The sequence below is a fragment of the Wolbachia endosymbiont of Spodoptera picta genome, assembly GCF_018141665.1.
Taxonomy (GTDB): domain Bacteria; phylum Pseudomonadota; class Alphaproteobacteria; order Rickettsiales; family Anaplasmataceae; genus Wolbachia.
In genome coordinates, this window is sequence record NZ_CP067976.1 from 505,582 (window position 1) to 517,043 (window position 11,462).

At 34.0% G+C, this 11,462-nt stretch carries 8 protein-coding genes and 4 pseudogenes; 2 read left to right on the forward strand and 10 right to left on the reverse strand.

Annotated elements, in window-relative coordinates; all coding sequences use genetic code 11:
• Positions 1 to 255: 255 nt before the first annotated feature.
• From rho to JKF54_RS02150, 4 genes and pseudogenes are all read right to left on the reverse strand, one after another.
• Positions 256 to 1,662 carry a transcription termination factor Rho gene (gene rho, locus JKF54_RS02140; RefSeq protein ID WP_211908483.1) on the reverse strand — a complete coding sequence of 469 codons (1,407 nt, stop codon included), beginning with the start codon at positions 1,660 to 1,662 and terminating at the stop codon, positions 256 to 258.
• A gap of 194 nt (positions 1,663 to 1,856) precedes the next feature.
• On the reverse strand, positions 1,857 to 2,462 hold the full coding sequence (locus JKF54_RS02145) for a cell cycle transcriptional regulator TrcR (RefSeq protein ID WP_211908485.1): 606 nt from the start codon (positions 2,460 to 2,462) through the stop codon (positions 1,857 to 1,859).
• A 114-nt stretch (positions 2,463 to 2,576) separates the two neighbouring features.
• A pseudogene (locus JKF54_RS06345) lies at positions 2,577 to 2,691 on the reverse strand (IS5/IS1182 family transposase); the annotation flags it as partial.
• A 279-nt stretch (positions 2,692 to 2,970) separates the two neighbouring features.
• Positions 2,971 to 3,387: pseudogene (locus JKF54_RS02150) on the reverse strand (endonuclease III domain-containing protein); the annotation flags it as partial.
• Between the two features lie 220 nt (positions 3,388 to 3,607).
• Between JKF54_RS02150 and JKF54_RS02155 the strand changes: the two are divergent.
• A complete protein-coding gene (locus tag JKF54_RS02155; protein ID WP_211908252.1) occupies positions 3,608 to 4,561 on the forward strand; it encodes an IS110 family RNA-guided transposase in 954 nt (317 codons plus the stop codon).
• Positions 4,562 to 4,747: 186 nt separating this feature from the next.
• Here the strand turns inward: JKF54_RS02155 and JKF54_RS02160 are convergent.
• From JKF54_RS02160 to icd, 3 genes and pseudogenes are all read right to left on the reverse strand, one after another.
• Positions 4,748 to 4,984, reverse strand: a pseudogene (locus tag JKF54_RS02160) (endonuclease III domain-containing protein); the annotation flags it as partial.
• Between the two features lie 21 nt (positions 4,985 to 5,005).
• A complete protein-coding gene (locus tag JKF54_RS02165; RefSeq protein WP_211908487.1) occupies positions 5,006 to 6,307 on the reverse strand; it encodes a molecular chaperone DnaJ in 1,302 nt (433 codons plus the stop codon).
• An 82-nt stretch (positions 6,308 to 6,389) separates the two neighbouring features.
• On the reverse strand, positions 6,390 to 7,808 hold the full coding sequence (gene icd, locus JKF54_RS02170) for an isocitrate dehydrogenase (RefSeq protein ID WP_211908489.1): 1,419 nt from the start codon (positions 7,806 to 7,808) through the stop codon (positions 6,390 to 6,392).
• Between the two features lie 89 nt (positions 7,809 to 7,897).
• Between icd and JKF54_RS02175 the strand changes: the two genes are divergently transcribed.
• A complete protein-coding gene (locus JKF54_RS02175) occupies positions 7,898 to 8,455 on the forward strand; it encodes an RDD family protein (protein ID WP_246433241.1) in 558 nt (185 codons plus the stop codon).
• A gap of 74 nt (positions 8,456 to 8,529) precedes the next feature.
• On the opposite strand, the pseudogene JKF54_RS06865 reads toward JKF54_RS02175, so the two are convergent.
• From JKF54_RS06865 to serS, 3 genes and pseudogenes are all read right to left on the reverse strand, one after another.
• Positions 8,530 to 8,595 (reverse strand): annotated as a pseudogene (locus JKF54_RS06865) (WPE palindromic element domain-containing protein); the annotation flags it as partial.
• A 183-nt stretch (positions 8,596 to 8,778) separates the two neighbouring features.
• Positions 8,779 to 10,050, reverse strand: coding sequence for a phosphoribosylamine--glycine ligase (purD, locus tag JKF54_RS02180; RefSeq protein WP_211908490.1), 1,272 nt, complete (start codon positions 10,048 to 10,050; stop codon positions 8,779 to 8,781).
• Between the two features lie 31 nt (positions 10,051 to 10,081).
• Positions 10,082 to 11,362, reverse strand: coding sequence for a serine--tRNA ligase (gene serS, locus JKF54_RS02185; RefSeq protein WP_211908723.1), 1,281 nt, complete (start codon positions 11,360 to 11,362; stop codon positions 10,082 to 10,084).
• Positions 11,363 to 11,462: the final 100 nt, after the last annotated feature.

Here is an 11,462-nt window from a genome sequence, read left to right on the forward strand (position 1 = left end):
GTGTGTCATTTCAACACTGGTACACAATTGTATAAACATATTAATATTAAGAGTCAAAAAGATGTCATCTAAGTGGCTGACACTGGAAAATCGATTGTAAATAAACTGACTACATAAAATTTTTGATCAAAATCAGTGCTATAAGTTGGAATAGCAACTTAAGGCAGATTGCCAGCTTAATATATTTTGATGAATCCAAATTATTTTAGCTATAAGAGAGCTTTGCTTTTTTGCTCTATTAGAATTGGCTTACTTTTAGTGATTCATGGAGTTAAAAAAGTCAGCATTGCTCTTTGTTAAAAGTAATTTGTCACGTAAAAACTCCATTGCTTCAACAGATCCCATAGGGTTAAGTATCCTACGCAATACCCATATTTTATTTAGTATGGCCTTATCAACTAATAGCTCTTCCTTCCTTGTTCCGGATTTGGTAATATCAATAGCAGGGAATATACGTTTATCAGCAAGTTTTCTATCTAGTATAATTTCAGCATTACCTGTGCCTTTAAACTCTTCAAAAATAACATCATCCATTTTTGAACCAGTTTCTATAAGGGCTGTAGCGATGATTGTCAAAGAACCACCATTTTCAATATTACGAGCTGCTCCAAAAAAGCGTTTTGGTCTTTGCAGCGCATTTGAATCTACACCACCGGTTAGAACCTTTCCAGACGAAGGAATAACTGCATTATAAGCACGTGCAAGGCGAGTTATAGAATCAAGCAAAATCACTACATCTTTCTTGTGTTCAACCATTCTTTTAGCTTTTTCTATTACTATTTCAGCAAGTTGGACATGACGGTAGGCAGGCTCATCAAATGTAGAGCTTACCACTTCACCCTTTACAGAGCGTATCATATCTGTCACCTCTTCGGGTCTTTCATCTATAAGTAATACTATTAGTTCTATTTCAGGATGATTTGTAGCTATAGAGTGAGCCATTTGCTGAAGCAATATCGTTTTTCCTGTACGAGGTGGAGCAACTATCAATGCTCTTTGTCCTTTTCCAAGAGGTGTAACTATATCTATAGCACGCATGTTTATATCTTTTTTATTATCTCCGCTACTGTTGTTTCCAAGGATGAGGCTTTTTTCAGGATAAAGTGGAAGCAAATTATCAAAATGTACGTACTTTCTTAATTCACTGATTTCAGTAGAGTTTATACTGTGAACCTTAGTTAAAGTAAAATATCTTTCCTTATCACCAGGTGGCCTTATTTCTCCACATGCCATATCTCCTGTACGTAAATTAAACTTCTTTATTTGGCCATTGGAAATATAAACATCATCGGTACTTGGAGCATAATTTGCACTTGATGAACGTAAGAAACCAAAACCATCAGGCAATATTTCCACTACTCCACTTCCTGTGGTTATGCCTCCTTCTTCACTCATTTTCTTCATTAAACTGAATATCATTTCCTGTTTTAGCATCCTGCCATTGCCTTTACCACTAGTTGAAATTTTTCTTTCTTCAGCTAGCTCTAACAATTCTTCTGCTGTTTTCTCTTTCAATTCGCTCAGGTCCAACGTTTTCTTGTTTTTTTCAGCACCTTCACTGGTAATTTGTTTTACTGCGTCAGCATTATGAATTTGTTCGCTTTTTTCAGGTTGACCTACAACCTCTCCTTTTGCTAAGACATCTTCATTGATTGTTGTCATAATCCTCCAAAAATTTTAATTGATGCTTACTAACCTAAAATGTGAGTATAAAACAATAAATTAGGCTGAGCTAGTTTTTAGTGCGTATTTAGACTTAATTATTATTAAACTAGATACTTTACTCATATTATACTGATAAAAACTAACAAGTCAAGTCAATTTAATATTAACAAAGTACAAGAATTTGAGAATCATCAATAGCTATTATTTATATTTTTTAATCTTTGTTTCTTCTCTTCTTCTACTTTCGCTTTTTCTACTTCCGCTTCTAAATTTTCCTGGCTACATAAACCAAGTAGTACAGGATCTTGAGGTTTGATATTGAGTATGTTATGATGAGATCTATTTCTTACCTGCTCAACTGTGTAATTTGTTGTACCAACTAGCTTAGCTATCACATTATTGTTCAAGATAGGAAATTTTTTTACCAAATAATAAATCGCATTAGGTTTATCTCTACGCCTTGCTGTGGAAGCAAAGGCAAGAAAGCTAATCGTCTTTGCACTTTTTTTCATATTTTTTATAATCAAATTTGGTACACGATTTGGATTTTTTTTGCAATTATCGATTTCTTTTTCAGTAATTATTTCAGAAATAATAGGGTCATACTTTTCAACTTCTATTTCCTCATCAGCTATGTCTTGTACTTTTTCAAGGGATAACTTGCAACATTGTGCTATTTGATCAAAAGTTAAGCTAGTGTTATCAACCAACCAAGCGGCTACTCGCATGAGAAATTGTTCATTTCTATCTTTATTGTCTTTAGAAGATTCCATTGACATCGAAAAAACATCTCCCATTTTAATATTCCTTTACTGTTATAGAAATAAAATATAAACCATTAAAACTAAAAAAGCATTAACTTTGTCATCCAATGGCTTTTTGGTTTATATTTCTTATCTCTTAGAACCTGTTCATAATCTTTTGAGGAGGAAAGAAGTAAAAGCAAATTTGTAGGCTAGTATTAAGTTTACGCTCGCAATTTTTCCAAAGTCGCCTACATTTTTCCAACCAGGCAAAAGATCTCTCACGTTAGCTAGTTGTTACTCTCTAATCCTGAAAATTGGCGTTCTATACTGTCTTAAACGTTTTATAAGCTCGTTTCAGCTTATGTAGGTAAAAACCTAGAAATATTGTGAAGACATAAGGTGCACGTAGTGCAAAAAATTAAAAATAAGACGCCAACTGTATAATACTTTTGTCGTTTAATCTGCACAGATTGAAGATAATAAAATACCTTCAGTCTTATGATAAGGAAAATGGAAAAATGTGTAAAGTAATCTTTTTCACCTCTGTGAGCTACTTGAATTAAAAAAGAAGAGATACTAACCTCTTGCATTCAAACTCACATAAATCATGAATTATGCATGTTTCACACAAAGGTTTTTGTGCCTTGCAAATGTATCTACCGTGTAAAACTAGCCAATGATGAGCATAAAGCAGGTATTTTTTTGGAACCACATTCAAAAGAGATTGCTCTGTTTTAAATATATCTTTTTCTTTCACAAGCCCAACTCTATTGCTTACTCTAAAAACATGAGTATCAATTGCCAATGTTGGAATACCAAGCCCTGAATTTAAGAACACATTAGCGCTCTTTCTCCCAACCCCTGGTAAAGATACCAAATCATCGAAATTAGTAGGCACTTTGCTATTGTACCTCTCAATCAATATTTTGCTGAGCCCGATTATATTTTTTGCTTTGGAATTATATAAACCAATTGTAAGTTAAAAACATGATATAAATGAAGTAAGAGGGAAGATAACTCTACTCACTATAGGAATAGAGTTATCACGGGCGTGTGCGACCGAAAACCAATTGGTATTACAACCGTTTGTATCAAGGTACACTAGCCCTATCTCTCGATACGTTTGAATAGTTGTTTGGGAAATATATATACGCCCGTTTACAATCTTAAATTAACTAAAACTATCGAGATTTATTATGGTTACATCTTATCAAAATTTTATTGGCATTGACATCGGAAAATTTAAAAATGTTGCTGCAGTTTACAACCAAAATAACATTATCAAGTTCGACAATAATGCTGATGGTTGGCAACTGTTGTTTAAAAAGTTTTCAGATATTCTACCTAATTCTTTGGTAACTTTAGAAAATACAGGCAAATATGAGCTTGGTTTATCACATTTTCTTGTTGGCAAGAATATTGCAGTACATCAAGCAAATACTCGAAAAGTAAAAAGTTTTATCTTGTCTCACGGAACTTTAGCAAAGTCTGATAAATCAGATGCGATGGCTCTTGCTCAATACGGATGTGAACGCCATAAAACTCTCTCTCTATTTGTACCTACTTCAAAAGAACAATCAACTCTAGCTGCACTGTGTCAACGTCGTGATGACATTACGCAAATGAGAACTCAGGAAAAGTGTAGACTGGAAGCTCCTGAAAATGACCATATAAAGGAAAGTTGCCAGAAGACCATTGAATTTTTCAATAATCAAATAAACGAACTCAATGACACTATACAAAAAATTATTGATGAAAGCCATGAGCTACAACAACGTCAAAAAATCCTTAAAACAGTTCCTGGAATAGGCAAAAAGTTATCACAAGATTTTTTGTGTTTAATGCCAGAGCTTGGCTACTTAAGTAGAAAAGAAGTAGCAAGTCTTGCCGGAGTAGCACCTCATCCTAAGGAAAGTGGTAAAGCTGTTGGTTACCGAAGGATTATGGGCGGTAGAAGTAATGTTCGTTCAAAGCTCTTCATATCAGCCATAGCTGTTACAAAGTCAAAATCTGTACTTGGTGCCTTTTATTCTAAGCTTGTTGAAAGTGGTAAGAAGAAGATGGTGGCTATAACAGCTCTTATGCGTAAAATTATAGTAATTGCTAATGCAAGACTTAAAGCAGCAATTGCTTCACACAGTAGCAACTGACAATGAATATTGTGAATAAGTACGTCCACACAAACTTAAAGTACTTATTCACATATTCATTGGCTTAAGCAGGCAATAGCTGTTTGACATAAAATTCTATTCCTATGACGAATGGATTTTTATTACCTACATGATTGGATCAAGTTGCAAAATTACACAATAAAAAATTTTTTAAAAAACATAGTTGATACTGCTTATGTATTTTCTCAGCTCACTTTGCCCAAGATTCAACATTTTTTCTGGCGTATCAGCGATACTAAATAGCTCCTTTGTAATTTTATTAACACTTATATCGGTCGTCCGCGCTGACAGAACTATTGCAACTAATAACGTAAAATGATTGGTATAATTTAGCTCTATTTTTGGCGCAGGATTTGACTGTTGAAATTTTTCAAATATTAATTCTACTTTTTTTGAGTCCATGCATAGAGCTAAAAGCTTATACTATACTGTTTGCTGTGCAAATTCAATTGCTTGAGGATTAGATAGTCCTTCAGTATTAACATCAGACATATCAGTTTTTACCTCATCAAAATTCCTTTCAGCAAATTCGCTTGCCACTTCTGCAAAACACTTTCTAACAAGAGGCATAATTATCGGCATTAATAGCCTTCGTGGATCATACCGTCCTAACAGATTAGTTTCCTTTTGTACTCTATCTCTTGGATCTTCCTCTAATAAATCTTTTGCGTGCTTTTCAGCATATATTTCACAGCCTTTTGAGAAAACAGGAGCTAACATTTCAATTAATACTGCCAATAACAATAGTGAACCAAGTACAGCTCCACCAACAGTTAATCCATTAGCAATGAAATTTATTGTAACTAAATAAACAGAAAAAGCAGCTAAAGGATAGTTGATAAGAAATTTACTGCTTAGCTCGATATAGCTCATCTTACTTATGAATTCATCAATAGAAATTTCTGAATTGGCATACTTTTTCATATAATGACCTACTAATAAACGAGAGGCGTTATTAATAATGATATTAAGTGCTATGATCCACCATGAAAAATAGCAACCTATAGTAATTGTAGTTAATATAGCTAAAGGCAGAAAACTTATTTTTGGTACTAACATTAGAGCATTTTTGCGCTCTATAAATTTCAATGCTAATGTCTTTTTATCTTCTTCAATTAGGCTTCTCTTTTCTTTTAGAGGAGTAATATAATTGAATAATTGTATGCTTGGCTTTGCTATATATTGATATAACTCTTGCATTAACTTTGCACTTTGTACACTCTTCTGAGAATTATCTAAATTTGGATTTAGCAAAATCCTCTCTATTTGAGCTTGAAGTTCATTATAGCTTTTTAGGTCTTCTCCAAACGAACAATCATTTCTTTTTAGTATAGCAATCAACCCATCAAAATCTTTACCTACAGCTTCTTCCTCACTGATTTTTAGCTCGTTAAACAACTTTCTCCTATAGTGAAACTCTCTTGCCGTTAAACGTCCATTACTTTCAGCAACAACACTGACTTTAACACAAGGATTTCCTGATTCCAAAGGTTCAATGTACTTTTTTAGATCTTGATAAGCTTTATAAATCTGATCAAATCTATTTTTGTCTCCACCTTTGTCAGGATGGTTTACAAGTATCAATTTATTATATTGTTTTTCCAGAAACTTGCTAAGAGCTTGATAATCCTTACCTACAATTTGTTCAGCTTTTATCTCTAGTACGTTAAACAGATCATTATTATCATAAAACTCCTGACCAGTTAACTTAAAATGTTGACTCATTACTACACCTCACATAAATACACGATACTATTAGTATAATATATTTAATGTTTCACAAAAGCATAAAAATATCAAGCAACCACTAAGAGAAGAAACCCCCTTTCCCATCATACAAATACAACTTATCCATTCTCACCACATCAAAATTATGTTCCTCAAATTTGACTAGCAAGTTATTCACATCACTATTTGTAATTTCATTATTTGCAATGAACCTGCAGGTTATTTGGTCACTTGAAGACTTTGATCCTCCTGGCCAAATTGCAAGTCCTTTTGAGTATATTGCTATCATTTTCAGATTACTCGATTCAAATAACCTAACTATTTGATCAAAATTGTTGGATTTATCCCAGGCAAGCGTTATATCACTACCCACTAGCTTTTTAACTTTGTAATCTTGTTCGTAATTGTCTTGTACTTTATTTATTTTACTATCCGAATCACTGCTAATTATAAGCTCAGATAACGTTGTGGGTTTTTTCCCTAGATTATCTATAACAGCTTTTGCAAATTCTTTGGTACCAACTTTCTGCTTACTCCTTTTCTTCTTATATAAATCGGCAGTGTGTATTCCATCCTCCAAAGTCTTCAGCCATGCATCATAGATTAGTTTTGCAGTACTCACTTGACCAATATAGACCAACATATGTACTGCGGCATTTAAAAGACCAGAAGGATTAGCCATGTTTTTTCCTGCAATATCAGGAGCAGAACCGTGCACTGCTTCAAACATTGCATATTCATTACCTATATTGCTACTTCCTGCAAGCCCTACAGAACCTGAGGTTTGTGCCACTATGTCTGATAATATGTCGCCATATAGATTTTCAGTTACTATAACATCGAAATTCTCGGGCTCTGTAGCAACTTTTGCCATTCCAATATCAACTATATAATGTTCTATCTTTATATTTGGGTATTCTTTTGCAATACGATCAAACGCTGCATGAAAAGCGCCGTCAGTCATTTTCATTATGTTGTCTTTAGTCAGGCAAGTTACTTTTTTTCTGTTATGTTTTTTCGCATATTCAAAAGCGTACCTGCATATTTTTTCTGAACCAGATCTAGTAATAATTTTAGTGCATTGGTACGAGTCACCAGTGAGCCTATGCTCTATTCCCGTATAAACGTCCTCTTCATTTTCACGTATTACAACAACATCAAATTTATCGAATTTATTTTCTATAACAGGGTGATACGAAATGCATGGTCTAATGTTTGCATACAGCCCTAAGTTCTTTCTGAGTGCAACGTTTAAGCTTTTGTGCCCTTTACCTTGAGGGGTTGTTGTTGGAGATTTGAGTAATATCTTTGTCCTTTCGATAGATTCCCAACCACTCGGAGAAATTCCATGAGACCATTCCTTACTATAAACACGCTCCCCTATTTCAATAATATCTATTGAGATCTTTGCTTTCGCTTCACGCAATATCGACAGCACCGCTTCCATAATTTCTGGTCCGATACCATCACCATACGCAACTGTGACTGATATTGACATAACTTCCTTAACTGTAAATGATTTAATGTTAATTCAAATAATAAAGTGGGTCAATGTTGCTAAAATAGCATATTTACGGTTATTTAATAATGAACTTTTATACTGGTTATAGCACTGCAAAATATGGAAAGTGTATGGATACTAAAATAAGTTATGCAGGGATGTTTAGGCGAGACTTCGCATCTGTAATTGATTGTGTTTTATGGGTAATAATAGCCTTTATTATATTATTTTTTCTATATTCTCTACATCATTCATCTACATCATACAACAATGCAGACAATACTTACAAGATAGTTATCCGCATGACAGTTTTTATGGTGATACTACCAATATATATAATTTTTAATATGCTAATGACAATAAGATTTGGTGGCACTCCAGGGAAATTACTGTACGGAATATATATAAAAGATTCAAACACATTTAAAAATGTTACTCTAAAACAAGCAATAAGAAGATATTTTTTTAAGGACGGCATGTGGACTATTTGTAATTTGCTATCTTATCCTCTGCCTGATTATGTTTCTGGATGTTTTTTTATTGTACTAACCTCAGTTTTAATGTTTACAATATTCGACCAGCACAAACAAACATTTTATGACAAAATTGCAAAAACAGTAGTGGTATACTATAAACCTAGTTGATATTTTTCTTTAGTTGTTACCACCAAGGGTGTTATTCTAGCGCGTGACCCACATCTGTACGAACATTGCAATTAGCAGGTAATTTGCATAATAGAGGGTGTCATTCCAGTGCTTGACACTGGAATCCAGTTTTCCATATAATCTCATCGAAAACGTTGTAACCACTTTCTATGCTAGTGTGCTTTCATCAACCTGGATCCCAGTGTCAGCTACTTTCATGACAAGAAAAGAAGCACTGGTTTCACATGAATCTGAACAGATATCATGTTTTTCTTTAGTTTACTGCTTACAAAGTGACTTTTTTTGTTTCTGCATGAGCTAAATTAACTACCAATATCATACCTGAAGAACCCACCTGACCATTCTAGAAAATTTAACGCTGAGTACACTTTACTTTTAGCTTCTTCCACAGTGTTTCCTTCTCCTACTATATTTAGCACTCTTCCGCCATCGGAAATCCAATTACCACTTTCATCCAACTTAGTACCAGCATGAAAAACTAGCACACCAGGAATGTTTTCAATTTTATCCAATCCTTTAATTACCTCTCCTTTTTGATAATCACCAGGATAGCCTTTACTTGCAACAACTACACAAACTGTAGTTTTGTGATTAAACTCCACCATTTTTGTATTTAACTTGCCTTCTGCAACTGACAACATCAACTTTAACAAATCACAATTTGGATCAAGTCTAGGTAAAATAGATTGTATTTCCGGATCCCCAAACCTAACATTATACTCAAGAAGCTTTGGACTATCTTTGCAAATCATTAAACCAGCAAAGAGTACGCCTTTATAGGATGTTCCCATGTTAGTCAGTGCTTGAATTGTAGGATATATTATTTTTTGAATAATTTTTTGCTCCATCTCCTTACTTATAATCGAAGGTGATGAGTATGACCCCATGCCTCCAGTATTTTGTCCCTCGTTATTTTCACCAACTCTCTTGTAATCTTTTGCACACCCAAGGGTTACTACCTTCAACCCATCAATAAGAGCAAAAAAACTTACTTCCTCTCCAATTAAAAACTCTTCTATGATTATTTCTTCACCTGACTCACCAAGATTTTTCTCCACTAGCATTGAATCTATTGCTGAAAAAGCTTCATTTTCTGTGTGGCATATTATGACGCCTTTCCCTGCTGCAATTCCATTTGCTTTAATTACAAGCGGAAATTTTATTTTATTACTACAGACAAAATTTTTAGCTAACCTTTCATCAATAAAACGTTCATACTTGGCGGTCGGTATACCATATTGTTTACATAGTTCCTTCGTAAAAGACTTTGATGCCTCAAGTTTTGCAGCTGCTTGACTTGGAGCAAAAACGTTTATCCCCTCCGCAGTTAAATCATCAGCAAGGCCATTAATTATCGGCTGCTCTGGACCAATAATCACTAGCTCTATATTTTCTTTCTTGCAAAATTGTGTAACATCCACTGAATCTTGAATATCTATATTCACAAGAACTCCAAAATTCTCCATGGCCGGGCGACCAGGAGTAACATATAACTTAGTCAAGGTAGGAGACTTCTTTAAAGCCCAAAGTAAAGCATGCTCACGCCCACCAGAACCTATAACCAAAACCTTCATCTTTATTTCCTCGCTTTTCTATATGTCAAAATTATTGTTTGCTTATAACAGTATCATTACTCATGTATCTTTGCAACACGTTTGGTATTGTAACTGACCCATCGGAATTTTGATAGTTCTCCATTATGGCAACAATTGTTCTTCCTATGGCTAAAGCTGAGCCGTTTAAAGTGTGAACGTATTTTTTTGTTTTTCTGTCAGTTTCTAAGAAGTATTTAGTGTTCATTCTTCTTGCCTGGAACGTACCGCAATTTGAGCAGCTTGATATTTCTCTGTACTTATTTTGCTCAGGTAACCATACCTCTATATCATAAGTCTTTTGTGCAGCAAAGCCCATATCACCACTACAAAGCAGCATTATTCTATACGGTAGTTCTAATTTTTTTAATATTTCCTCAGCAGCATTTGTCATGCGTTCAAGCTCATCATTTGACTGGTCTTCAGTTGTGATGCTTACTAATTCCACTTTACCAAATTGGTGTTGCCTTATCATACCTCTTGTATCTCGTCCTGCACTGCCAGCTTCTTTACGAAAACATTCTGAATATGCAGTAAAACGAATAGGCAGTTCTTTTTCTTCTATTATTTTGTCAGCAACTAAATTTGTTAAAACTACTTCACTTGTGGGAATTAATCTTAATTTATCGGTAGTTAAATATGAGTCATCAGAAAATTTTGGTAGCTGACCAACGTTATACATCGCCTCGTTTTTCACCAAGGCTGGGTGATAAACCTCAGTATAGGCAAATTCATTAACATGTGTTTCCAGCATAAAATTTATTAATGCTCGTCCAAGCTTAGCTAATTGTCCTTTTAATATTGTAAACCTTGATCCAGAAATTTTTGCTGCTTGCTCAAAAGCCATCAAGCCTAACCTTTCTCCGAGTTCATAATGAAATTTTGGCATAAAACTAAATTGCCTTTTTTCTCCATATTTTCTGATTTCTACGTTGGAGCTCTCATCTTCACCTATTGGTACATTTTGTGCAGAAATATTTGGTAAGTTAGATAAAATATCCACTAACTTATTTTTTTCTGTTTGCTCCTTGAGGCTGATTGTCTCTATCTCACTTGTGATGCTTTTTGATAACTTTACTTGTTCTTCACATGGGCTTTTGTTCATTTTAAGCCTCTTTATTTCTTCCGTGACCTCGTTTCGTTGCTTATTTAAAGCTTGCAATTTAGTAGTCAGTAATCTTTTTTTATGGTCTATCTCTAATATTTCTTCTGTAGTAAATTCTTTCACCCCTCTGCTTTTTATTGCTTTTTCAAATCCTTTAGGGTTTTTGCGTATATGTTCTATATCATTCATATGTTGTGCTATTACTAACATCATTACTCTACTTCAAAAGCTTTGAATGCTCAATATTTTTACATATAAATGCTAATATTGATTTTACCTTCATAATTTG

What these genes read in the sequence shown, in the direction of transcription:
- serS (WP_211908723.1), bottom strand. Translation starts at nt 11,362, where the DNA reads ATGAATGATATAGAACATATACGCAAAAACCCTAAAGGATTTGAAAAA.
- JKF54_RS02155 (WP_211908252.1), top strand. Translation starts at nt 3,608, where the DNA reads ATGGTTACATCTTATCAAAATTTTATTGGCATTGACATCGGAAAATTT.
- icd (WP_211908489.1), bottom strand. Translation starts at nt 7,808, where the DNA reads ATGTCAATATCAGTCACAGTTGCGTATGGTGATGGTATCGGACCAGAA.
- purD (WP_211908490.1), bottom strand. Translation starts at nt 10,050, where the DNA reads ATGAAGGTTTTGGTTATAGGTTCTGGTGGGCGTGAGCATGCTTTACTT.
- JKF54_RS02165 (WP_211908487.1), bottom strand. Translation starts at nt 6,307, where the DNA reads ATGAGTCAACATTTTAAGTTAACTGGTCAGGAGTTTTATGATAATAAT.
- JKF54_RS02175 (WP_246433241.1), top strand. Translation starts at nt 7,898, where the DNA reads ATGAACTTTTATACTGGTTATAGCACTGCAAAATATGGAAAGTGTATG.
- JKF54_RS02145 (WP_211908485.1), bottom strand. Translation starts at nt 2,462, where the DNA reads ATGGGAGATGTTTTTTCGATGTCAATGGAATCTTCTAAAGACAATAAA.
- rho (WP_211908483.1), bottom strand. Translation starts at nt 1,662, where the DNA reads ATGACAACAATCAATGAAGATGTCTTAGCAAAAGGAGAGGTTGTAGGT.